29 protein-coding genes are annotated in these 23,910 nt (G+C 32.7%); 11 read left to right on the top strand and 18 right to left on the bottom strand.

The window, feature by feature from the left end:
- Window positions 1–77: 77 nt before the first annotated feature.
- From lepB to dnaN, 7 genes are all read right to left on the bottom strand, one after another.
- A complete protein-coding gene (gene lepB, locus ACIQXI_RS04970; protein WP_402922186.1) occupies window positions 78–641 on the bottom strand; it encodes a signal peptidase I in 564 nt (187 codons plus the stop codon).
- A 285-nt stretch (window positions 642–926) separates the two neighbouring features.
- Complete coding sequence (locus ACIQXI_RS04965; RefSeq protein ID WP_402922184.1) at window positions 927–1,472, bottom strand: GNAT family N-acetyltransferase; 546 nt, start codon at window positions 1,470–1,472, stop codon at window positions 927–929.
- Window positions 1,473–1,576: 104 nt separating this feature from the next.
- Window positions 1,577–2,002, bottom strand: coding sequence for a peptidylprolyl isomerase (locus ACIQXI_RS04960; RefSeq protein ID WP_402922183.1), 426 nt, complete (start codon window positions 2,000–2,002; stop codon window positions 1,577–1,579).
- Between the two features lie 235 nt (window positions 2,003–2,237).
- On the bottom strand, window positions 2,238–2,651 hold the full coding sequence (locus tag ACIQXI_RS04955; RefSeq protein WP_402922181.1) for a DUF6892 domain-containing protein: 414 nt from the start codon (window positions 2,649–2,651) through the stop codon (window positions 2,238–2,240).
- Window positions 2,652–3,040: 389 nt separating this feature from the next.
- Window positions 3,041–3,424, bottom strand: a complete 384-nt coding sequence (locus ACIQXI_RS04950; protein WP_402922180.1) for a hypothetical protein — start codon at window positions 3,422–3,424, stop codon at window positions 3,041–3,043.
- Window positions 3,425–3,643: 219 nt separating this feature from the next.
- Window positions 3,644–3,931, bottom strand: a complete 288-nt coding sequence (locus ACIQXI_RS04945; protein WP_402922178.1) for a hypothetical protein — start codon at window positions 3,929–3,931, stop codon at window positions 3,644–3,646.
- A 181-nt stretch (window positions 3,932–4,112) separates the two neighbouring features.
- Entirely contained in the window at window positions 4,113–5,243 is a 1,131-nt protein-coding gene (dnaN, locus tag ACIQXI_RS04940) for a DNA polymerase III subunit beta (RefSeq protein ID WP_402922176.1), read from the bottom strand.
- A 290-nt stretch (window positions 5,244–5,533) separates the two neighbouring features.
- On the opposite strand from dnaN, the gene ACIQXI_RS04935 reads away from it, so the two are divergent.
- Together ACIQXI_RS04935 and ACIQXI_RS04930 are read left to right on the top strand one after the other, a co-directional pair.
- Window positions 5,534–5,968 (top strand): hypothetical protein, encoded by a 435-nt coding sequence (locus ACIQXI_RS04935; protein WP_402922174.1) that lies wholly within the window; start codon window positions 5,534–5,536, stop codon window positions 5,966–5,968.
- A gap of 482 nt (window positions 5,969–6,450) precedes the next feature.
- Complete coding sequence (locus tag ACIQXI_RS04930) at window positions 6,451–6,705, top strand: hypothetical protein (RefSeq protein WP_402922172.1); 255 nt, start codon at window positions 6,451–6,453, stop codon at window positions 6,703–6,705.
- A gap of 522 nt (window positions 6,706–7,227) precedes the next feature.
- Here the strand turns inward: ACIQXI_RS04930 and ACIQXI_RS04925 are convergent.
- From ACIQXI_RS04925 to ACIQXI_RS04910, 4 genes are all read right to left on the bottom strand, one after another.
- On the bottom strand, window positions 7,228–8,004 hold the full coding sequence (locus ACIQXI_RS04925) for a CPBP family intramembrane glutamic endopeptidase (RefSeq protein ID WP_402922170.1): 777 nt from the start codon (window positions 8,002–8,004) through the stop codon (window positions 7,228–7,230).
- A gap of 118 nt (window positions 8,005–8,122) precedes the next feature.
- Window positions 8,123–8,926 (bottom strand): MerR family transcriptional regulator, encoded by an 804-nt coding sequence (locus ACIQXI_RS04920; RefSeq protein ID WP_402922168.1) that lies wholly within the window; start codon window positions 8,924–8,926, stop codon window positions 8,123–8,125.
- A gap of 227 nt (window positions 8,927–9,153) precedes the next feature.
- Entirely contained in the window at window positions 9,154–9,702 is a 549-nt protein-coding gene (locus tag ACIQXI_RS04915; RefSeq protein WP_402922166.1) for a hypothetical protein, read from the bottom strand.
- A 12-nt stretch (window positions 9,703–9,714) separates the two neighbouring features.
- Entirely contained in the window at window positions 9,715–9,858 is a 144-nt protein-coding gene (locus ACIQXI_RS04910) for a DUF3953 domain-containing protein (protein ID WP_402925662.1), read from the bottom strand.
- Between the two features lie 453 nt (window positions 9,859–10,311).
- On the opposite strand from ACIQXI_RS04910, the gene ACIQXI_RS04905 reads away from it, so the two are divergent.
- The 4 genes from ACIQXI_RS04905 to ACIQXI_RS04890 all read left to right on the top strand — a co-directional run bounded on the left by ACIQXI_RS04905 (window position 10,312) and on the right by ACIQXI_RS04890 (window position 12,846).
- Window positions 10,312–10,653, top strand: coding sequence for a DUF7668 domain-containing protein (locus ACIQXI_RS04905; RefSeq protein WP_402922165.1), 342 nt, complete (start codon window positions 10,312–10,314; stop codon window positions 10,651–10,653).
- Between the two features lie 331 nt (window positions 10,654–10,984).
- On the top strand, window positions 10,985–11,107 hold the full coding sequence (locus ACIQXI_RS04900) for a hypothetical protein (protein ID WP_402922163.1): 123 nt from the start codon (window positions 10,985–10,987) through the stop codon (window positions 11,105–11,107).
- A 614-nt stretch (window positions 11,108–11,721) separates the two neighbouring features.
- Complete coding sequence (locus ACIQXI_RS04895) at window positions 11,722–11,895, top strand: hypothetical protein (protein WP_402922161.1); 174 nt, start codon at window positions 11,722–11,724, stop codon at window positions 11,893–11,895.
- A gap of 171 nt (window positions 11,896–12,066) precedes the next feature.
- Window positions 12,067–12,846 carry an alpha/beta fold hydrolase gene (locus ACIQXI_RS04890; protein ID WP_402922159.1) on the top strand — a complete coding sequence of 260 codons (780 nt, stop codon included), beginning with the start codon at window positions 12,067–12,069 and terminating at the stop codon, window positions 12,844–12,846.
- A gap of 86 nt (window positions 12,847–12,932) precedes the next feature.
- Here the strand turns inward: ACIQXI_RS04890 and ACIQXI_RS04885 are convergent, their stop codons facing one another.
- Window positions 12,933–13,373 (bottom strand): hypothetical protein, encoded by a 441-nt coding sequence (locus tag ACIQXI_RS04885; protein ID WP_402922157.1) that lies wholly within the window; start codon window positions 13,371–13,373, stop codon window positions 12,933–12,935.
- A 498-nt stretch (window positions 13,374–13,871) separates the two neighbouring features.
- Here ACIQXI_RS04885 and ACIQXI_RS04880 point away from each other — a divergent pair, with 498 nt between their 5' ends.
- A complete protein-coding gene (locus tag ACIQXI_RS04880) occupies window positions 13,872–14,006 on the top strand; it encodes a YjcZ family sporulation protein (protein ID WP_402922155.1) in 135 nt (44 codons plus the stop codon).
- A gap of 174 nt (window positions 14,007–14,180) precedes the next feature.
- Here the strand turns inward: ACIQXI_RS04880 and ACIQXI_RS04875 are convergent, their stop codons facing one another.
- The 4 genes from ACIQXI_RS04875 to ACIQXI_RS04860 form a co-directional block, all read right to left on the bottom strand.
- Window positions 14,181–14,837, bottom strand: a complete 657-nt coding sequence (locus ACIQXI_RS04875) for a Type 1 glutamine amidotransferase-like domain-containing protein (protein ID WP_402922153.1) — start codon at window positions 14,835–14,837, stop codon at window positions 14,181–14,183.
- 143 nt (window positions 14,838–14,980) lie between these two features.
- On the bottom strand, window positions 14,981–15,247 hold the full coding sequence (locus tag ACIQXI_RS04870) for a hypothetical protein (protein WP_402922151.1): 267 nt from the start codon (window positions 15,245–15,247) through the stop codon (window positions 14,981–14,983).
- 112 nt (window positions 15,248–15,359) lie between these two features.
- Window positions 15,360–16,400 (bottom strand): serine hydrolase domain-containing protein, encoded by a 1,041-nt coding sequence (locus ACIQXI_RS04865; protein WP_402922150.1) that lies wholly within the window; start codon window positions 16,398–16,400, stop codon window positions 15,360–15,362.
- A gap of 366 nt (window positions 16,401–16,766) precedes the next feature.
- Entirely contained in the window at window positions 16,767–17,450 is a 684-nt protein-coding gene (locus ACIQXI_RS04860; protein ID WP_402925660.1) for a TraR/DksA C4-type zinc finger protein, read from the bottom strand.
- 265 nt (window positions 17,451–17,715) lie between these two features.
- Here ACIQXI_RS04860 and ACIQXI_RS04855 point away from each other — a divergent pair, with 265 nt between their 5' ends.
- Complete coding sequence (locus ACIQXI_RS04855) at window positions 17,716–18,345, top strand: LysE family translocator (RefSeq protein ID WP_402922148.1); 630 nt, start codon at window positions 17,716–17,718, stop codon at window positions 18,343–18,345.
- 71 nt (window positions 18,346–18,416) lie between these two features.
- Window positions 18,417–19,649 carry an MFS transporter gene (locus ACIQXI_RS04850; protein WP_402922146.1) on the top strand — a complete coding sequence of 411 codons (1,233 nt, stop codon included), beginning with the start codon at window positions 18,417–18,419 and terminating at the stop codon, window positions 19,647–19,649.
- A 483-nt stretch (window positions 19,650–20,132) separates the two neighbouring features.
- Here the strand turns inward: ACIQXI_RS04850 and ACIQXI_RS04845 are convergent, their stop codons facing one another.
- A complete protein-coding gene (locus ACIQXI_RS04845) occupies window positions 20,133–20,354 on the bottom strand; it encodes a hypothetical protein (RefSeq protein ID WP_402922145.1) in 222 nt (73 codons plus the stop codon).
- A gap of 452 nt (window positions 20,355–20,806) precedes the next feature.
- Here ACIQXI_RS04845 and ACIQXI_RS04840 point away from each other — a divergent pair, with 452 nt between their 5' ends.
- Entirely contained in the window at window positions 20,807–21,244 is a 438-nt protein-coding gene (locus ACIQXI_RS04840) for a general stress protein (RefSeq protein WP_402922143.1), read from the top strand.
- A 641-nt stretch (window positions 21,245–21,885) separates the two neighbouring features.
- Window positions 21,886–22,200 (top strand): hypothetical protein, encoded by a 315-nt coding sequence (locus ACIQXI_RS04835; protein WP_402922141.1) that lies wholly within the window; start codon window positions 21,886–21,888, stop codon window positions 22,198–22,200.
- Window positions 22,201–22,689: 489 nt separating this feature from the next.
- On the opposite strand, the gene ACIQXI_RS04830 is transcribed toward ACIQXI_RS04835, so the two are convergent.
- The gene (locus tag ACIQXI_RS04830) at window positions 22,690–23,868 is read right to left on the bottom strand and encodes a multidrug effflux MFS transporter (protein WP_402922139.1); all 1,179 of its coding nucleotides are present in this window, start codon (window positions 23,866–23,868) and stop codon (window positions 22,690–22,692) included.
- Window positions 23,869–23,910: the final 42 nt, after the last annotated feature.

Here is a 23,910-nt window from a genome sequence, read left to right as displayed (position 1 = left end):
GAATGGCTTTTGTAGCTTATTTAATATTTTTTAAATTATAAATCGTTATTGGAATTATAGGCTCTCTGATGAACGAATTATTTAACAATACCAACACTGTCAAATGGATAAAATCTAACGTTGGCTTTCCCTAATACTTTTTCCAATGGTACTAATCCCACACTAGAATATCTACTATCAATACTATTTCTTCTGTTATCACCTAAAACAAATAAGTAGCCTTCTGGTATCGTTGAATGATCTGTTAAAGACTGTAAAGTGAAATCTTTTGTTAGTGAACTAGTGTCTAGTAGTTGTTTTTTATGCAAATCTAAATATGGTTCTTCAAAAGCTTCATTGTTTACATAAAGGGTGTCCTTCTTATAAGCAACATGGTCTCCGGGTAATCCTATGACACGTTTAATATAAAGCTCATCATTAGGGGTTATGAATAAGATAACGTCAAACCTTTCAATACCAGAAATTTTCTTACCAATTTTATTAACTAGAACAAAGTCTCCATCTTGATATGTTGGCATCATTGAAGCACCACCTACTCTAGTTGGGGAAACAATAAATGTCATCGTAGCGATAACAATAACACATGTTATTACTGTAGACTTAACCCAGTCTAATAATTCCTTTTTCTTAGATTCCTTCAAAACAAACGACCCCTTTAATTACCATTAAAACAATTATAAACCATTTTTTCTAAGCCAGTCAAACTGCTCTCTGCATAAACAGCTGAATAAATAATGGTCATAAAAAAATCGCAAACGTTGATTTAACAACATTCGTGACTTCTTGGTGTACGTCCAAACTTTCATTTGGAAACGTTAATTTGTATAGAATTGTATGAATTACGCTAGCTGCTGTAAGGTTTAACTCATTGGCTATTTGTTTTAAGCCCTCTGTAAGTAAATTAACTACCGTTAATTCCAGACTGGTTAGCTTTCTAATCCGAGTCTGGCACCTACTTCTGCATACTCTATATCTTTTCTTTCTGCATTCCAATTATCCCCTGTTTGTCCGTCCCATATCGCTCCTGTTTCAACGAAACCGACAGACGCAAACAACTTCCGAGCGACTTCGTTTACCATCCAATATGATGTAGCAACTGCATTGGCTTTTCCTTGTGGAAACGACTTTATGTAATCAATAACTTTCATCATTGCTTGTTTGCCAAATCCTTTGCTCTGATGCTTTTTATCAATCATAAAGCGATTAAGTCCATAAGTAGATTTATCTCCATATTTTTCATATAAAAATGCACTTTCTGCCAGTTCGAAAAATCCTATATCGACATATCCTATGATCTCATCATTGTTGTATATAGCGAAAATCATAGGAGGTTTTTCGTCGTTGAGTATCTTTACATAGGCTTTAGCCAAACAGTATATACTAGAATCCACATTTCCTTTCTGCTCGTCTGTTATGCTTAACTTCAACACTGCCTCAAAATTATTGTGGGTAATTTTTCTTAATTCAATCATTTTTCTTCCCTACTTCCGAAAATATAAATTCGCCTCTCTACAAAACTTTCATTTGGGAACATTTTTTGTATAAAATTATATTAGAAATTCATTAATTAATATTCTTAAAAACCTGTGCCGTTATCAAAAGGTATCTCTTTTCCATTTACTAGGAAATTAATTGTGTCATATTCTGCATTGCCACGATTAATTTTAAATACGTACTGTTTTAACGCATTATTTTCTTGACTTGCGCTATCTAATATTATGGTTAATATGTTCTCTCTTACTTCAAGCTGGGCTGTAACTATACCTGTAGATTGAAAAATGATATAGGCGTCTCCCTTTTTAATATCATGAATTAGTTGCGATGTGTAATCGGTATTAATCCTTTCTTGTACTTTAGTAGGGACACTATGAATTTCGGTAATACTCAATTCTGTTGAATTACAAGCTGCTAATATTATTGCCGCAACTAATACTATAGAAAATAGTCTTCGCAATTTAAGCCCCTCATTTCTTAAATAAGTTATAAATTGTTTCACTAACATTATATAGCCGAACATTCCTAAAGCGCTGTTTGGGGATATTTCTTTGCTTATCGTTGTGAATCCATATAAATCTGACTAGACTCCGTATTCCACAATCTGGCCCTTTAAAGTAAATGAGTGCTGATCCTTTTTACAGAATCGCGCCCGATTGTTGAATATTAAAATAGTGATATATGATTGCTACGTTTAACTTGGTGAACTTACGTAAGCCGTTAGTGCCATGTAATATACTTCATTAATAATTAATTTCAATTCCAGCTTGTTTCAAGGGCCCTAACACTTTTGGATAACACATTGAAATATAATCTACTGTTATTAAATTTTTTAGATTCTGAAAACCTTCAACCGATATTACATCAAATAAATCATCCTCACCATCCCAATCAGGCTTTAGGATATGATAGATTTCATTACCTCCATCAAAGCAAAGGTAATTAACCTTTTCCAGATCACTTGCTTCCAAAGTTAACTCTTCTAAAAAATTGCGGATTTCAACAATCGGACCATTTCCGGAATACCATTCATAATTATTTATATACTTATTTTTTAAGTCAGTTAATTCCTCTAAAAATAGTGGTGCTTTATCTAATAATGCTTCAATTACTATTAATTTAAAATTAAAATCTTTAAACACTCCACTTTTATCCATTATCCTACCTCCTATTTTATTTTTGTCTTATAATTTAAACTAACAAGTTCCACCAATTCAAAATATTGGTATTTTTTATAATAATACCCTACATCAACCTATCTAATAGTTTAAGTTAAAAACTTTATAATATCCACTTTGCTTTAAAATTGTTAATCAACTAACTAGTTCCATGATATTAAGATAAATTTAAAAATGAATAATGAAAACTTAATCAATCAAACTGCTCTTTGCATAAAAAGCAGAATAAAAATGTTCACAAGAAAAGTCACAAACGTTGATTTAACAGCATTCGTGACTTCTTGGTATACGTCCTAACTTGCATCTTGGAACGTTAATTAAATATGGGATGTATAGAAAATATAAAATACTATTTTTTTAAAGCATCATTATTTTTGCCAAGAGCCTTCAAGTTGAATTATTTCTCCATCTTTTTTCACACGGTAAGTAACTCCTCTATTTGGTGTAGACTTATTACTTACATCAAAGTCACCTAATTGAATGACATCTTCGTAATTTCTTGATTCAATATAAAACTCTTCAGTTGGATATGTATTTTGTAAATATTGCTCTAATTCATCATAAAGTTTTGCATGAATATTTGAACGTATAGTAGGATAGATTGCGAAAAAAACAATATAACTACTGACAATTAGACTAACAATAATCCGTGCAATCTTTTTTCTTTTTCGTAAAATGATTAATAGGATAACGACAGCTATTAAAATAATCACAGCAATACCAATTAAAAAAATTAAATCATCTGGTTTCAAAAAAATCACCCCATTAAATTAAATCGACCTCAAAATTCCCAATTAAAGCTCGTAGTTGTATTTAATTTTTTTCTCTATGTCCAATAAACAATCCTTTCAAATCGTTTTCAAAGCGTCGTTTGAAAGCATATCTTAAAAAATTGTTCTCTAACAATCTGGCCCTCTAAAGTAAACGAGCGCTGACCCTTGTTACAGAATCGCGCCGATTGTAGAATAACTTTATCTATTATAAGTAATCCAAATTCTATACATATCTTTACCGTCCAACTCAACCTTATCTCTATGCAATGTAACATTAACATTTGTGTAGCCCGCCCATTGTGGTATTAGTTCCGTTAAACAATCGATTACCTTTGCATCAGGAGTTGCATATCCGATATTTTCTTTTCTCAAAAAGCCATTTGAGAAATCTTGATATAATGAGTCCGTCCATTCATAAACTTCAAACTGAGAATCAAAAATCCGTTCATCTTCTTGATATTGTCCGTTTACCCAGAAAATTTCCATAATAATACCTCCCCTATTGAATACAATGTTCCACGTACCATTTAATTCTTGTATTGTATCAATTAAATGGCCCTTTAAGAAAATGAGCCCTAATCCCTATTACAAAATCGCGCCCGATTGTTTCATAATATTAAAATATTTGTCTTTTCTAACATACCGTGCGTGCAATAATAAGCTATTTTTAATATGAACGTACTGGAGATATAAGATGAATATAAGAAGGATTATTAATAGGTTCAATTAAAACTGGTCTCATTGAACCACCAAAACTTAATCTTATTTCTTCTTCTTTGATTACCTTTAAGGCATTTATTAAATAACTTCCATCTAGCGAGATAGTTAAATCAGTTTCACCCTTTATCTCTTTGATTTTTTGTGTCTCTTCTATTTTTCCTATCTTTGATGAATTAGAAGAAATTTTAAGTTTCTTACCATCTATGATTGCTAATTGTACGTTATTATTTTTCCATTCACTTGCAAAAAGACAAGCTCTATCAATACCCCTTAATAATTGAGCAGTATCAAGAGTAATTGTTGTCTTCGAATTTTTTGGTAATAATCCTGTTATGTTAGGATAATTCCCTTCAATTAACCTTGCGAACAAAGTAAACGTACTTGTTTTAAATACCATAAAACTTTCGTTTACGTATATACGTATTTCGCTGTAATTATTATTTATTAATTTGGTAAGCTCATTAAGACTTGAACTTGGAACAATAAAAGACCCCTTTATATTTGATTCTACTATGATTTCTCTTAGTGCTAAGCGATGGGAGTCTGTTGCAGCAATTGATAGATGACTATCTTTAAATAACATTTTTACTCCTGTCAAAGCAGGTTGAGACTCACTCTTCGAGACTGCAAACGTAGTTTGTTTAATAATTTCAATTAATTCAGAGCTGGATATTTTAATGTAGTCAGTTTCATCAATTTGAGGAAGCATTGGATACTGATCCGAATTAAAACCGAATATTTCAGTTATTATTTCTTCGGATTGAATAATAACTAGTTCTTTTTCATTTACTCTTAAATGTACTTTAGCCGGTAGTTTTTTAATAATTTCACTTAAATGAATAGCAGGAATAACAACACTTCCGGTTTTAATTACTTCTAATACTTTTACTCCATCCACCGCTAAAGGAATAACCTTTTCAATAACAAGATCAGAATTACCTCCAACAAGAACTAAGGAATCATAATAAGCAATAATTTTAATACCCGACAATATAGAAAAAGGTGTTTTTAAAGAAACTGCTTTATTAACATCTGAAATTGCTTTATAAAAGCATTCATTATCTATTAAAAAATCCATATTAATTCACCTCATTAGTATCACTAGGAAACTAGTTCGACAAAACAGGCTACAAACCCTGCTATACCTTATAAGTTAGTTATTTACTTTTTCATCTCTTCCGCTAAATGTCTTTCTTCAATCGTTATAGACATATTTTTCAGGAATTTCTCTTGGTTGGTCTGTTATTTTTGATACGCTCTTTTTTCGTTATAGCCGTAAATTATTTATTCAGTAAGCTAAATATTTAACAACGCATAAAATTTTTGATTTCGCAAATAACAAGAAAAATACTTAAAGGAATTGTTTCGATGCGAAAAATAATTATCATCTCATTACTTTTAATGAATCTTCTCCTCGTAAATTCTGCTTTTGCTAACTCAGATATAGAATATTTCCCTCAAAATCAACCCCCGAGTGTGATAGAATTAGCTTTTTTACGTGAATTAGGTCAACCAATTCTTGAAACGATGTCTGCATTCGGTGATAATCAATTATTTGAATTTGGAAGAATTGAAAAGATTGAAAGAAATAGACAAAATGACTATTATGACGTTAGTTTAAAGGTGATTGCTTTTGAAGGTGCACACGATCAACCATTTAAACTAATTAACATTACTTTTCGTATACCGCCTGGCGAATCTGCAGGAAAATATAAAGTGATTTCAAATAAGGCTGTCATTGCATATAAGGCTAAAAAAATTACTCCTGAAGAAGTTGAAAAGTTATCTAAATTTACTAATTAACATTGACTGATGTATATATACCCTTAATCAACACAAATTATTATTGAGTGTATCGCACGCACTTATTAGGTTGTGGCGTTGGTTGACCGTCACACCTCCCTCCTTTTATGCATAGAATAAAATGTAATATAAATTGCTTAATATACTCAACTACTCCTTTATTTAGGCACTTCCTATTGGTACCTTGATAGAGTTTAGTTATTTTTTTGGTCACTTTCTTAATTGAAGTGATCTTTTTTTATTGATTAAAATTTAGCAATACGAAAAGGATATTTGTGTCACTACTCACACACATTTTTTCTATGGCCATAACGCCCTGGCGTTATAGTTTTATATTATTCTTGAAATACCTTAAACGATAAAACACTTAGTTAGAATAATAAGGTTTTTGTTAGAGATCAGTAACTTCCTGAGGATTACATAATAATTCCTAGTGATAATAAAACCTCTTCTGAACAGACTAACTTGAGGAGGTGAGAACCATGTCAAAAAATCGAAACAAGAACCAAACTGCTGACCAAATTAGGCTAAAAATCCAGCAAGCTGAAGCTAATAAAAATCAAGCTTCTGGTCGTTTTTCAAATCAAAATTATATGAATTCCAAGAACGACGTAGAATTAGGAATTGAGACTGATGCAAACCAAGTAAGACAACAAGTTCAAAATGTGGAAGCAGAGTACCTCCAAGGAGCATCAGGCCCTAAAGCAAATTATGGTTTTGGAAATAACCTCAATTAATTATATATCCGGCAGATTTTCCTGCCGGATTTTGCTTTAAATCCCCAATTTACCATTCAATCGTCAACTCAGTACCGAGATACCCTTTCCGAACAGACAACTCTGTCACTTGCTATCAATTAATGATTAGCCTTATCAAGCGTATCTGGCGCAATCTGTGAGGCTACCAGTCACACAGATGCGCGTTGCTGCTACTGATAAGATGCATAATAAATTTACTGAGTTAAATCTAAAAATTTTCTAGTAGTTTGTATAAAAATGACCAGCTTCACTATCTGCGAACCATTGAATAGCTAAAGCTAAAACGGTTTATAAATTAAATCGATTTTAATTCATGTTTTCTTCCTTGCCCTATATTGTTTTCTGCTAGAATAGCCTAAACTGTTCTATAGGTAGTTTTTCTCGTTCTTTACAGCGTATAAGAGAAGAACGACAAAACAAAAAGCCACTCAGAATGAATGGCTTGTAAATATGTAAAATTCGAGACACATAAACCATCTTAAGCACAAAACGAATGCTTTATTACTTGTATAAGCATTTTTTATAGTTAACTAATACTAAAATTACAGCCACAAATAAATATAATACAGAGGTAACTGTAAGGATATTAAGTACGTTGCCAACTTGTATGCCCATAAAATAGTTAAAAAAATGGTGGGTCACAATTGGAATAATAAGGTTATTATTTAAGTTGTAAAATGCGGTTATGATAATTGATATAGCAACAATTGCACCCAAGAAACTAAAGATATATTGTACTAAGTGAATTCCTGAGTATCCTGACATAAGCCATAACGGTGTATGCCAGAAACCCCAAATCACCCCAACGATTATGGCTGATTTTAATGGATTAAATCTTTTTTGCAATTCATTTAATACAAACCCTCTCCACCCTAATTCTTCCCCGAGTGGTCCCAAGATTAAATTGTAACAAAATAAGATAAGTAATGAACCCCATGAAGCACTTAATTGTTCATGGATAGCTAAACCCCAAAATTTATTTATCATTAAAAGACTACCTATCAAAACCAAAGATTGTATAAGAATAACACTCAATACCGCCGATATTCTGATTTTTTCCCTAAATTGACTTTTAATAAAGTTCCATAGATTGCTGTGAGGATAGATATTACGAAACATAGCTACAAATACAAATGTAGCCGTCCATGATGATAGTACGATTAATATATCTACAACTCCTTGAGACTTTAGTAAAAACATTGTCAGCCCTATGAAAAGTAGAAAAATAAGGAACATGCCATAGGTCCATAAAACATACTTTTTTAACCATACACTCAAATGCAAACGCCCTCCTTATAAATAAAAACCAACAGAACAGGTTGTACTTGTTCCATTGGTTATAAGGATAAACTATGGTGTTACCCCCAGGTCAAAATCTATAAAAAGGATTTTACTCTTATTCAACAGGGATATAAATTTCTAAAAAGACTCTTTCTTTGTTATCAAGATATGTAACGAGACGAGTAGTTACAAAAGCAACCCCTTTTGGTTTAAGTCCTTGTTCGCTTCCCCATTTTAAAGTTGATTCAAAAACTTTATATTTAATATCACTATCTCCATTTTGATACCTCCCATCCTCAACAATTGTATAGATGCACTTAGAATATTGTAAAAAACTTTCGCTTTTTTCCTTATTTATTGTTTCTTGCTTTGCCACAATATACATCGTAGAATCTATAAACCCGTTTTCATCAAAATTAAATTTTCTCATTATTTTGCTAAGAATATCATCCTTCCTCATATCCATATTTTCTAATATGGATGGATACTCCAAAAAGGAAAAAAAGTCAGAAAACTCGTCGATTACTTTAAAGGTTGGAAATTTTTTTAAGGAAAATTGGTTTAAGTGTACTTTTAATTCCTCACAGAATGCTTTTGTTTCTTTTATTTTTTCAAGCATGATTTTTTTATTTCTTATTGTTTCTTCTAATTGTTCGGCTTTTACTTCTAATAAATTTCCCAGTTCTTCTATGGAACTTCCTTCTTGTACTTGCCTAACTTCTTTCATAGATAAGTTTCTCTTTATATAAAAATCTGCAACCAATAATGTATAAATATCATAGTCATTGTATTGCCGATAATTATTTGATTGTTCATGCTTTGGTTTAACAATTCCTTGTTTCTCGTAATACCTCAAAGCATCCCTTGATACACCTAAAATTTTAAATAATTGACTTGTTCTATATGTATCCCTCTCCACTCTAAATTAACCTCCTAAACTTACTATTCATATATTCTCTTTGTGTATTCTTATTCAACTAAACTGCCCAGTTAGTTAAAGTATATTTTAGCATAAATACCCAAAAGCGATATGAATCCTAAGTTTGCATAAGATGATACAGATTTCCACATCAAAAATGGTTTTAGAAAAAATCAGAAATAAAAAGACATTCCTAATATTTTAGGAATGTCTTTATGAATAAGTATTTATCTGTACAATTCTAACTCGTGTAATAAATATGTTTCTATTTTATTTATTGTAAGCATCAACTCTTTATGGAAAGTATCTTCTCCACTTTCATTAACTATAGATAGTAAATACTTATTTCCACCCTCAAATATTTCTCCGAACTCTTTTAAAAATTCTTCAATTTTTTGATCGCCAGGAGTTACAGATTGAAAGATAGTTTTAAATAAATTGAAATCGCTATATGCATTATTTAAAAAATAAAGGGCTAGCGTTTTATCTGTATTAACATATGTTTTAACATAATTTAAATTTTGTTTTAATTTCTTCAACGCGTTAATAAGATTTGTAGTTTGTTTAAACATATTTGATGAATTACTATACATCCTAACCACCTCCCAATTCAATAATAATTGAAAATTTATCAAATTGGAATACTCCTTTTCAACTTTACTCTCCAAAGGAGTTACCGGTAAATCAGCATTAGAGGAGAACTGCTCTGTAACGAAAGAACTTTGTCCTCCCATAAAAGAATAAATTAAAGATTCGTCTGTAGAGTCCTTGAACATGAAAATCACTCCTCATTCCATCCATATGAAACTTTGAATTGAGGAGTATGTTGAAAATAAAAATACACCTATTAGAAACAAACCATAGGCTTTTCTCTTACTTTGAAACTCTCTAATACCTATGATTAACATGGATAAACCTAGGAAGAATATCATTAGGAAATTCAGATGGTAATCTCGTGTAATAAGTCCATACGCTGAAAGAGATATTGCTATGACTCCAAATAAAATTGGTAAAATTCTCATCATCACTTTCCACTCCTCCTTAAATTACTTCTTTCATTTATCATACAATAAGCATATGGAAATTACAGTAAATTTTTCACTCTATATTAAATTAAGGTAACTATTCACTTAAAAAATATGCTGGCAAAGCATGTAGCGTTCACAACTAATCTGACAAGCGTAGGTCAGTATTTAATCTAACTTCACCTTATATTGTTTATATAAATAGCAAAAGGAAAACCCTACCGAACAGTCCTACCTCCCAGTTTACATTATTATTTTTGCCCCACTTAATGTTGTAAGTCTGGCTACTATAGTAGATATAGAGCAAAAGTGATAACATGGAATTAGTTAAATATTTCATAGTTCAGGAGTTGGTTTTCAATGACGTTAGAACAAAAAATTGTGCAATTAACTAGAGAAACCCTCGTTGATTTAGTAAACCTTCGTTACGATAAACTTAAAGTGGAAAATAAAATTAACGATGAAACTGAGGAATTACTAAAAGAAGTTATTCCAATGCAAGGTACTCTTACTTTACCTCCTAGTGATGAAGTAATGGACATAGATGTATACGAATACAATGATAATAGTGGTTTTTGTGCGGAAATAAGATACCTTTGGTTTGATAATGAAGAAACCCCGATAATACTTTTTTGTAAAGCTAAAACAAATACTGAAAAAACACATGTAACTGAATTTTATATCGAAACAATTGATGCATAGGAAAACAACTCACTAGCTTTTGATCCTCTATTAACATCTTTAATAATGGGTAATGTGTTTAATATTTTTCGAACGTCTAGTATTTTCTTACACAATAGAATTACCTAAAACGCCTGCTGCTTTTGGTAGTGTATCCATTCCATTTTACAATAATGGAGTCTAAAGCGGCTGGTGATAACTCTTTTTTATTATAGTTATGCCCCCGTTGAGACAATACTTTTATGACTAAGCCATTATTCAAAGGGCATAGACCAATAGAAGCTGTAGCGTCTGCAAACGCTGCAGCTTTTTCGTGTTATAATTTTATTAGAAAATACTTGGAGGTATTACATTGGATTCTTCTGCAATATTTACTATTTCTATAGCAATGGCGGCTTTCGTGATTTCAGGTATTAATGAAAAGAAAATTAAAAAATTAGAAAAACGTATCGAAGAGCTTGAAAGTAACAAGTAATTTTATTACATAGAATTGTAGAGCGAATTGATAATCTCTCTAATTTCGTATAATAGTCTCAAAATATTCAGTAATAATATTCCTTCCCCACCTAATTTATGTTAACCTAAAAATATATTTTAATTAACATAAAATGGAGGTAGTAAAATGTCTCATAATTTCCGCTTTTATTCACTAATTGTTTCTGCCATTTTATTTATATTCCTTGTCTTTATGAATTTTTCGGGATATTGGACAGCAGACAGATTCCAACAAATTTTATATTTTATTTGTATGGTCTCAGCAATTTTCGCTGTGGGTATTGAAACAGGTAAAAAAATAAAAACTAAGAGCTGATTAGTATTTCTAATCAGCTTTTTCCTGCACATTTCCCTTCTACTTTGCATTAGACATATCATCGGTTAGCCACTTTTCATTTTTCCAACATTGTCACCAAAGTTTGATACATTCTTGTATTTATTTAGACCACTCGCTCCAATTATTAACTGTCATTTCTACACATTTTTTATTGTTTCACTTTTATATACTAATCTTTCACCAAAAACTATTCGGTAAGGAATCACATTAATTATTACTATTATGGTATAATAATCCTAAAAGGAGGTAATACCTTAATGAATGATTCAATAATGACCATGGAAACCGGTTTTGGAATAATAGATTGGATCCCATTGCTAATTACCATGGTTCCTTTTGTATTAGTAATTTGGTTTATGATTACATTTATTAACTTACAGAAGGAACGCAACAAGATTTTAAGAAAGATTTCTGACAAGTTAGATAAGTGACGGTATTAGATTATAAATACCATCTTTTCTTATGGATAAATTACACATGTTGTTCAGTTCCTTTTCTACTACATATCCTATCATTTAATACATTTAGATATTTAATAAATTTATAAATTCTTCTTATGCTACAATTTATTTGTGTTTTCTTCAAAAGAAAGGATGTTTTTAATGAAAGAGTATTTTGTTAAAAAAGCGAATTGTATTATTCGCTATAATGATTTCCCCGGAAAAGAAATTCCCATTCTATTTATCCACGGACTCGGATGTGCTGGATCGTTTGATTATCCACAGGTTGCAACGCAAGCAGCATTACAAAAACATCGTTGTGTTTTAGTGGATCTTTTAGGTTGTGGGTACAGTGACAAACCAGATGACTTCAATTATACAGTCAAAGATCATGCAGAATATCTTGTAGAATTTGTTACCTCGATAGGATTAGAATCTTTTATTTTATTTGGGCATAGTCTAGGTGGAGCTATAGCGCTTTCTTTAGCTGCTATATGTCCTGAACGCATAAAGAAAGTTATATTAAGCGAAGCCAATTTAGACAAAAGTAGTAATGGTTCAACTAGCAAGTACATAGCAGATTATAATATGCAAGAATTTCTACAAAACGGTTTTAACAAGTTGGTACAAGAGAGTCATTCAAGTGGAAATCAAATGTGGGCAGCATCATTAGCTTTATGGTCTCCTAGGGCAGCCTATCTCCTATCTAAATCAGCGGCAAAAGGTGAAGTTCCATCATGGAGAGAGATACTATACTTACTCGATTGCCCTAAAACATTTATCTTTGGAGAAAATTCGCTACCGGATTCTGATACGCAAGTACTCGATGCACATGGTATCAATATAGAAATCGTAAAAAATGCAGGACATTCCATGGCCTGGGAAAACCCTAAAGGTTTAGCCAAAGCAATTGAAAATGGTATTCAAAGAAATTTAGCATAAATGTTAACGGACATCTTAGAAAGGCCTTTTTTATACTAAATCAGGCCTTTTTAATCGGATGCTTTAAACAATCTATCTTTCTTATCTTATATCGTTTTTAAAACAAAACGCGGTTCATAATCACTAATCACTTCAAAAATGCCATCATTGTAACAATATATGTGATGCTCTACGTTAGGCATCTCTTTACTTCCTAACCAAGGTAATCGGTCAAACCATTCAATATAATCTGAATCGGTCATTTTGTAAAACCACTCTGCAGTTTTATCAATTTTTGACTCTTGTGCTATTGCCTCTTGGACAAGTGGCACTAAATCTGACCTAGGAATTTCTCCAGTATATCGAAAAGACCAAACATAATCTTGAATAGGAGAAATTTTATCATAAATAATATCAACTTCAGAACCGTTGCTATCAATTAATGTTAAACATAGACCTAAGTCAGAATAATGGAATGAAGCATTTACAATTTGAGCTCTTTGTAAACATGTAACTGGTTGCCAAATAATAAGTCTACGAGCGCACATATAACTCCCCCTTAAATTAATAATAATATTATGATCACTGTTGTGCCTGACATCATCTTTAATATACTCTTTTGCCCTCGCTGAATCACCAGTAGTTACTAAATGAAATTACCATAATAGCATTGATAGTCCTTTAACTTAAAGATAGTTGCATAAAATGATCCTTTTAATTAGTAGTACTAATTCAATCTGTAGCTTCTGCAAACACTGCTGTTTTTTATTTACTACGTATTAGTTCATTATTTTAAGTGTTACTATTTTATTTTAGTAACATACCAGACAATTCACTCTATAAACATAGCTTTCTCATCATAATAATAGTAAGGTAAAGCTAATTTAGCCTTACGTCTCCTTTTCTTTTTACTAAGGGTCACTACATCCCAAGTGGCCCTTTTTTAATTTTTAATCTCTAAAAAGTATATTTTTGTGATATGGTTTATGACCCTACTCCTTTTCTACAGCTAACATATTCTATATGGTAGAAAGGAGGTGTGTTTTATGGGATACAATGTTGGTGGTGTTCAAGGCGGTGGCTATTACGGCGGCGGTAGTGAAAATGGTTCGCAATTTGTTTTAGTTGTTGTGCTATTTATACTTCTAATTATCGTCGGTGCTACTTTTATTTCATACTAGTTTTAATTATTTTGATTGAGGGGTCGCCTCTTGGACAGGTGACCCTTTAAAATTGCTCATCGCCATCTTTGTATTTTGTTATTCTTACATAGTATTCACTTTGTTTTGCAGTACTCCGAAACATTTCATTTATTACCGCCTCTACGTTTATATCGGTTAAGCCATTCATCACAACTAAAGTGTTTCCTCCAATTTATGAATCTGAGAGTGGGATACTAAATATATTTTGCCTGAAATGTCGATTTTGTTTCCCTTTAGACGTAGAGCACAATCTTTGTTCGACACATAAATATTCAACTCTTTTGACAAGGGAGACAACTCCTCTTGAATCAGTGCCATATTATTTTCAAGATCGAAATGCGACAAGACAGAAAAATCGTTAAGTCCTATTCCTTCGCATATGGAGCTTTTTTCAACTTTATAGCCCAAGTTTGGCGAGCATAGCCATTTAGCGGACATGTTGATTGCACCGGCACTTGTTCCGATTACAACAGCTTTGCTTTTTTTTATCAAATCTGACAAATTATATTCCTTTAGAAAACCGTTTTGTTTAAGCACATCTCCACCCAATAAGAAAATAACTGAAGCATTTTCAATTAAAGTTTGGGCATCTTCCTTCTGAACCCGATAATTAATTACATGATAGTCATCAAACATTATGCCTGCTTGGTTAAGCCACGAACGTTCAGTCTCACCATTCTCCTCATAACAATTGGGATTCGAGCTAATCATGATTAGTGATCTTCTATCACTTATATCCTCCTGAAGCATCCTGCTCAATTTCTCGGGAAGGAAATTGGTAAACCATCCTAAATAGTAATGAGTTTTCATATATACCCCCTAGTTTTATGTAAATAACGTTATTTCTTTTTCGATTTTGCCAATATGGCATTAATTTATCAGGCAGTTTAGTTTGAATAGAAGTACATTTAGCCCGCTTTCTAAAAATTAATGCCCCCCAAATGTTCCATATCTTATTTATTGTTGTTAGAAAGTCTATAGAAGGAGAAAAAAAGAAATATTAAGCCAAAAGATAACAGAATGCCACCTGTAAGCATATTCGATAGTATATATTTGGACTGAAGGGAATGAAATTCAGCCGTATCCATACCTCCTATAGAATCTAAATAGTCACTAGCAGCTCCTACTCCTAAATCCACGCTAAACTTTAATATAAAAAAACCTACTAACGTGATAATTATTGGCAATATGAAAAAGCCATATTTCGTAATAAATTTCATAATATTCCTCCTGTCCAATACTTAATAAATTCGTTCGAATAATAAGCAATCTACGCGCCCGCTTTGGAATAATGCCTGTTAGTAGCTCAGCAACATCTATTAAACTTTGAGGTTATAACATTGTTGGTTTTAGAGAACATGTATAAACAGTATCTCCAAAAGACCGAATATCGCTTAGATAGTCGTATCCTTTAGATGAACCATACCGGTTAAACATTCTTACTGCTACTACATTTTCCTCTGGAATGACGAGGAGAGCTACATTGGTATAGCCGAGTAATTGATAGGAACCATTTGGAACTGTATCACCTATTTGATTAAAACTATTGTTTGTGTCTTTTACAAACCACAAAAATCCGTTCTTCTGAATAGGAAGTGTTGGGTTAGGCGTTTGAATCGATGTAGCCATTTGGAGAATTTCTCTTGGAATCATTTGTTTTCCTCCCCATTTCCCTTCTGTTAAATGAATATAACCCCATAAAGCAAGCTCTTTTGCAGACACATACATATTCATTCCAGAACCATCAACTACATCCGTCTCAGACCAAAAGGGATTATCAGCATCTCGAATAACGTTTGCAATTTTTGTATGTTGCTTACTCATCTTAATCCATTCTGTCGATTGAAAACCTAGTGGCTCAATAACGTGTAATTTAATTATTTCAGCAATAGACTGTCCTGTTGTTTTTTGGATAATCATAGTCAACAAATCAATACTTGGCCCTCTATACGCCCATGCTTCACCAGGTTTAAATTCACTTACTAATTTAGATCCATCTATCATATTGAGTCCATGTGTATGGGTTAATAAGTGACGAATGGTCACCCCTTCATATGCGGATAGATGTGGATCTTCAATAAATTGTTGAACGAGGTCATCCAATGAAAAGTAACCATTGTAAATAGCGTAAGCCGCTACAAACCCAATATAAGCTTTTCTTACAGATGCTATGTGAAATTGAGTATCTTCTTGAACATCTCGAGCGTCTATTACATTAGACTGTTTACCAAAATATAACTCTGTTACGAGATTGTCGTTCTGAATAATAATTAAGGCACCACCACTAGCACCCAACTTTTCAGCACTTTCCATTACATGAGTATGTACATCTTTAAATAAGCTTGAGTAATTTTTCTCATTCTTTAAAATCAATACTTCACACTCCTTTAAAAATTAAAAAATACCTCCAAAAAAATTGGAGGCACTATGATTCTTTTTAGGACAATAACACAAGGTTTCTTCCTTATGTCATCTATATAACTATATTAATTGTAATATATTCCATTTATTTTAGCAATATTCTGTTTTTCTTTGCACGCTAAAAATTGTACATGGATGTCTTTGCAAAATCACAAACCCAATTATCTTACACATATTTTGCTTCCTTGACTGGAACGAGTTAGGGCAAGCTGAAGGTATTTTTGTAATTGGAACTAACTAAAATGGACCATCCTATAATTAGAACGGCCCTATATTAGTTTTAATAACAGCTGACGCTCTCGTGATAGAAACAAGCATTTACTCCTCTAAATAATCAAATTTTCTCGCATGTTCTATTTCCTGCATGGATACTTGGCTTGTTAATTCATCTGTTTCAGAGATATGGTAGGAATCCCATTCGTCATTAACAGCAATTTCTTCAGGGTCCTCATATAATTCATCATATGTTTCGAAATTCCCTTCAAAATCGGAAGGCGTTTCGGAAGTCCCATATTTTGCTACAACTTGAAAGACATCTTCATAATCGTGAATATCATCCTTGTCATCTCGACCAGCAAAAGAATTGTCTACTGGAGGAAGTAGCACTTGCTCTTCAACCGGTCGATCTGTAGGAACGTCTTTTGCATCTGTATGTTCAATACAAAAAGTGGTATAAGGCAGTGCTACCAATCGATCATATGGGATATCTTGTTGACAAACTTCACATACACCATAGGTACCATCCTCAATTTTTTGTAAGGCGGTATTTACTTTTGCTAATTCATCCACGTCATGGGCTTTTAACGCCATATCTTTTTCACGTTCGTATAATTCGGTACCTAAATCTGCTGGATGGTTATCGACCGTTGACAACTCATCTACTGAATCCCGTAAGCTTCCTCGTTCTAAATATTCATCATCTGTCTCCATTTTTCGTTCAAGTGAGCACTTTTCCTCAATTAACATATTTTTCAACTTCGAAATCTTTTTCTCATTTAAAATAATCATCACGTCCTTTAGATTATTATGAACGAATTCGATTGAATTATTTGTCTAAAGGATAAGTTTCAATACAAAAACGAAAAGAACAAAATTTATTAAAATAGTATACAAAAACCTCTGCTAACCTGAAATAATTATGGAAAAAAAACTTCTAAAACTGAGATTACACATCCTAAAATGCTATTAGAATCCCCTTTTTAATTTGTCCTAAAAGTCATTGCCTTTGAATAAAATGCAATTACATCTGATTAATGGAGGCTATTTTATGGATTCTATATTTACCTTTATCTTTTTGGGCATATCAATGGCTGCAACCATTGGACCTGTTAAGAGTGTCCTATTAAATACAGGTTTAAAAAATGGCTTTTTTCATGCCTGGTTTTTTAGTCTAGGTGCCATAGCAACGGATATTATATATATGTTTATCGTATATTTTGGAATTGGACAATTTATCAATTCTATCTGGCTAAAAACTATACTATGGTCTTTCGGTTGTTTTGTTCTATTGTACACCGGTATTGAAAGTTTATTGTCGCTACATAAAATTGAGATGAATTCGAAAACAGGTAAAAGAACACGACTGAGACAATCACTTATGACCGGTTTTTTTATGTCATTTTTAAATCCGTTAACCATCCTTTTTTGGCTGGGAATCTACGGTTCAATACTTGCAAAAACAGCTGATAACTCTGCAGGTTATGAAATCATTTTGATAAGTATGACCATTTTGATTGGTATTATTATAGTAGATTTTATTTATTCCTTTTTATCCAGTGTCGCTCGAAAATTATTATCCACAGGGCTTTTGAAAACGGTCTCTTTTATCTCAGCCTTATTAATGATTGGTTTCGGTCTCTACTTTGGCAACCAAGCCTACCAAGTATTATTCCAATAAACTGAACATTACGCATAAATTGAACACGAAAGGAAACCATACCTTTAAAGAACATTAGTTGAGGTGTGGTAATGGCCAAAGAGAAGGTTAATGTAAGTGTCTGGTGTATTGTAAGTTTAACTTCTATTCCACTAATCATGACACTTGGGAATTCTATGCTTATTCCCGTGCTCCCGAAACTGGAAGATAAGGTCGGTATTACATCATTTCAGTCGAGTATGATTATTACAAGCTATTCAGTGGCAGCGATTTTTCTAATCCCAGTAGCTGGCTATTTATCGGACCGCTTCGGCAGAAAAATAGTCATATTACCGAGCTTAATTTTAGCTTTAATTGGTGGTTTGATTGCAGGGTTTGCTTCATGGAAAATGGATGACCCATTCGCAATGATTATTGCTGGCAGAATTATTCAGGGGATAGGCGCGGCTGGTGCCATGCCAATCGTATTGCCACTTGTCGGTGATTTATATCAAGAAGATGAGGAAAAAATAAGCTCAACATTAGGAATAATTGAAACGTCCAACACGTTTGGGAAAGTGTTAAGTCCCATTTTAGGTTCAATATTTGCCGCTTTTTTATGGTTCCTGCCCTTCTTTTCCATTTCAGCGCTTAGCTTGATTTCGATTGTCCTTATTTTTTTCTTTGTTAAAGCACCTAAAGATGATGATGAACCATTAAAGTTCAAAGAATTTTTACGTAATACAAAAAAGGTTTTCAAGGAGGAAGGAAAATGGTTGTACACCGTATTCCTTAACGGGGTCCTTGTGATGCTCATATTATTTAGTATGCTATTTTTCTTATCAGAAAACCTCGAAAAAGTTCATGATATAAAAGGGATAAAAAAAGGGTTTGTCTTGGCCATCCCGCTTTTATTACTTTGTATAGCTTCATTTATATCTGGACGAAAGATTGAAGGGAATCTAGGAAGAATTAAAAAAATTATTATTTTCTCCTTGATTGCCATGTCTGTCAGTATTGTCTTCGTTGGATTTACAAGCAAAAAACTGATTCTTTTATTAGTCGTAACCAGTATTGTGGGGATTGCTATCGGAGCACTATTGCCTGCACTTGACACAATTATTACTGACAATATTAGAAAAGAGTTAAGAGGAACCGTATCCGCTTTTTACAGCTCGGCACGATTTATAGGCGTTGCAGCTGGCCCTCCTATAATGTCACTTGCCATGAAAAACTATCTCAATGTTAGCTATATTACGGCTGGTGTATTAGGATTCTTCCTCCTATTTGTTGTCTTGAAATTTATTAAAGTTGAAGATATTGAAAAAAATAAAGAAATGGCATAAAACTGTACCTTACAGCTATTAAGGCTGAAGCGCCATTTCTCAATACTGAAAAAATTTCAACTTACATCTAATTTTTGACTTACTTTTAAAGGACACTCTTACTTCATAATTAACATGAATTGTTTTGTACAACTGACAACAACACCGGTATTTAGTACCAGTGTTGTTTCATGCTGGTTACTGACCACTTTCTTTCCATAATAATGGCACTCTAATAAATAATATCAACTTCAGAACCATTGCTATCAATTAATGTTAAATATAGACCTAAGTCAGAATAATGGAATGAAGCATTTACGATTTGAGCTCTTTGTAAACATGTAACTGATTGCCAAATATGAAGTCTACGAGCGCAAATATTGCAAAAATAAAAAGCCATGTCGATCCATGGCCTTTGTAGTTTTGTAATGATTTAATTATATTAAGTTGAGATTATGGCCTAAAGTATAATTTAAGTAAATTACATGGGATACCTATTTTTAGTCACCACTTCTCATTATATTTATGCTTTTTTAAATGAATGTACTCTGAGTTTTTGATTCTCGTCCAACCACTTAGAGCATTCAAAATCACCATAAAGATAACAAATAAAACAGAACCTACCATAAAATGCCCTAAGAAAAAAGTAACAAATGCAGCAACTAAAAGTGATAGAATGAACACTATCGCCAATATTTGAAATTTACCCTTCCGCTTTTCATTCATAGAATCACTCCCCCTATTTTAATTTCGCAATTCCAGCCATATTTATGGTTCATTTTACCATATTCTGAAGAAACCAACGAATATTTCTTATCTTTATTTTACACTAATTTTTAATGACACACCGTGATTAAGTTTTCTACTATTTTTAATTTAGGAACTGTGAAATAAATTATTATGGCAGTAGTAATGCCAATCATCGCTCCTTCAAAAGGATAATGAACCCCCACCCAAATACGCGAAACTCCTACTACTATCGCGAACATCCTCCACAGCATCCATTTACTATTTTTTAGCGTTCAATTGCAGAAATCATTATGTATGAAAAAGATTTTTCCTGGAACTACAATACAGTAGAAAACTCAAAAAAAATGAAGCCTGAAGTTGAAATATGTCTAGAAATACTATTTAACGGGTAAAGAATACATACTTGAAGCAAACAGGAGGTAATATTTATGAAGAATCAAGTGATTGGTATTTACGAAAATGAACAAAGAGTCGCTGAGGTTGTGGAAGATTTAAAAGAGAATGGCTATACAACGGAGGAAATTTCAGTTATTGCTAGAAAAGCTAACGATTTATCTGAAAACACAGAGGAAGTAAAACCCTCTACGATGGATGGTGCCCTTGCAGGAGCTGCAACTGGGGCTGCAATAGGCATTGCAGGTGTGATAGCAGGATTATCCACTATATTAATTCCCGGATTTGGTGCTGTATTGGCTGCAGGTCCTATTATTACAACCATTGGAGGAGCAGTAGTAGGAGCCAACTCAGGTGCTGGCGGATTAAAGCATGCTCTTATGGAAATGGGCGTACCTGATGATGAAGCAGAACGCTATTCTAAAGACGCTGAGGATGGGAAATTTCTAGTACTTCTTCATCCTAAAGAGTAAGGTCGGACTGAATGGTCAATATGCGTATAAATCATACGCAGTGATTTTAGCTAAAGGTTGCTATATCACTTGAATGCTAGGAATGGTCTCATGATGAATCGGAATACATATGAGATTTAATATGCAATTTGACGAACGAGTTCCTATGTTTGTATGGTTTTTATACAAACTTAGGAATTTTTTTATGGTCTTACGACAAATTGTAACCTTTAGTTACCTCTTATCGAATCATTTGTGGTAAGCAGATTACCCTTTCGTCCACAAGTCCATTTTAGATGTGTCGTATGTCTTCATAGGTAAAACAATTTGAATTATTTCATTGGTCATTGCTTTCACTCTCCCTTCACTTTTTTTCGTTTAACTTATGATATTAAATTAATTACATTTATAACAAGTTCCTTAAACGAATATCGTGTTTTTCACGTCTTTTTATCTCCGACTTACATTCAGTTCCATATAAAAATTTTTCACCTTAGGACGCCTCTTTTTATAACTATAATACATTTATACCAAAATAACCCTCATGAGATATACATATCTTTTCAAACTACAATAGATTACCAATATTTGAATATTGATAATTCCTTATACTTACATTAGGCTATTTAAGTGACAGTTTAAAAAAATTAAAGGTATTGGTTATGTTAGATTCTTTCTCCGATTTTATTGTAGATTTTATAATTGATTTAATTCCAGATGCTTTATCTGAAGTATTCCTAAATGGAAATTCAACACCTTTAAATACTAAAAAGATAGATAAACATATTGAACAATTAAAACAGCTTGAATGGTTTAGTGATATCTACCATGATGAGAAGTATCACAAATTATTTTTTGTTAATCGTAATGTTCGAAAATACTTACAAAATAGTTATCGTGTTAAAAAGATTGTTAAGAAAAAGCAAGCTCAAGAAAGATTCCTATATTTTTTAAGTAAACAAATGCAGAAGTATTAACTTACATACCCACTATTGTTGCAGCACAACGCTTTCATATTCGATTGCACGCCTATTCACGCAGTTCCCTTCGCGTTTATTAAAGTCTCGCTAAATGTAAAATACTACATACCGTAATACAGCCAGACCGTTCGTCAATCATGCTCCGACTCTCCTACCTAAATTCATGTAAGTTAGGAAATAACAAATAATTTCCCGGGTAAGCGCAAGAAACGACAAGTTTTTAATTTCCTAACGTTTAGACTTTTGCAAGCGCATAAATAACAAAGCAGGCAGAAGGTTTTTCCTTTGGTTCTGATTGTCAAATTACCTGTATCGCTTATCATTTCTTAAAACCGACAACCACGATTATCATCTACTTACTTTCAAAAAAGAAAAGCATCCTCATTAGAGGATGCTAAAATAAAATTTATTAGTCGATAGTTAACAAAAAGAATTTAATAAAGTTTAATAGTACTACTATAACGTAGAGTGAGATTTCAGTTTATCTCATCTTTTAAAAGTGAGCGGTAAGCTTATTAATAACATTGCTATCCCTAGTGCTAAAAAGTATAAAGGCATCGCAAGAACTGTTCCATTATGGAAAATACTCATACCATAAATGATAGCGCTAACAAGGAAGTAATAACCTAAGCTAAACATTGCACCCGCAGATCCAATAACGTCTTGAAAGTCAATGAGCGCTAAGCTTAAACAGTTTGGTAAAGCAGTAGCTGTACCAAATAAAATTAAGAACACACTCATAATCATCATTGACATTTGCAAAAAAATTGGTAAAAAATGCACAGTCATCGCGAGCACTGTACCAAGGAGCATGATGACTAAGCCGCCGACGATAATGATCTCCGGCTTTGTATAGCTTACAAGTCGTTTAGATAACATTGCACCGACAATAGAGGCGAGCGCAACGATAATGCCTAATAAACCATACTTTGCACTTGTAAGTGTAAAGTATTGCGTAAAAATAAATGGTGCTTCGGTATAATAGCTAAATATAATACCGTTAATACCGCCAATTAATAGGCAGTAGCGCCAAAGACGCGCATTTGTAATCATGCGCTTTACGATTGGTAGTAATGGCTTTATTTCGATGGTTGATAGTGCTGTTTCAGGTAAGCATAAACTCGTATAGCATATAACAATCATGCTCATAACAACTAACACTAAAAATACAACTTTAAAACCAAAATAATAATCTGTAAAGCCACCGATTAATGGGCCAAGGGCAGGTGTAAAGGCAAGGGCAGCTGAAATTTGAGCAAATAATTTATGACGCTCAATACCAGAATAACTTTCACGTAAAATTGTTTGTGTCACAACAGAGCCAACACTTGCACCAAACGCTTGAATAAAGCGTCCGATTAATAAAAAGACCATTTCATTTGCTACTAAACAAAGTACATTTCCAATAAAATATAGAAACAGCCCATAGAGCATTGCCTTACGACGTCCGATTTTATCGGATAAACGCCCAAAGAAAAATACTCCCACGGCAAAAGCGCTAAAGTAAACACTCATCGTAAGCTGTGCATCACTCATAGAAGTTTCAAATACTTCTGCGATAGAAGGTAAAGTTGGACTAAAAATTGTTTCACTAATTTGTGGAAAGCCCACTAATACAATCAGTAATAATAAGCTAGGTGTATTGTTTTCGATGTTTTTCTTCAAGATATTCCTCTCCTAGATAATTATAGGTTTGAAAGAAAAACA

Origin of the sequence: Lysinibacillus sp. NPDC097195 (assembly GCF_044762075.1) — a bacterium.
GTDB lineage: Bacteria > Bacillota > Bacilli > Bacillales_A > Planococcaceae > Lysinibacillus.
The sequence above is the reverse complement of the archived record's forward strand: the minus strand, read 5'-3'. Positions and strand labels throughout refer to the sequence as shown.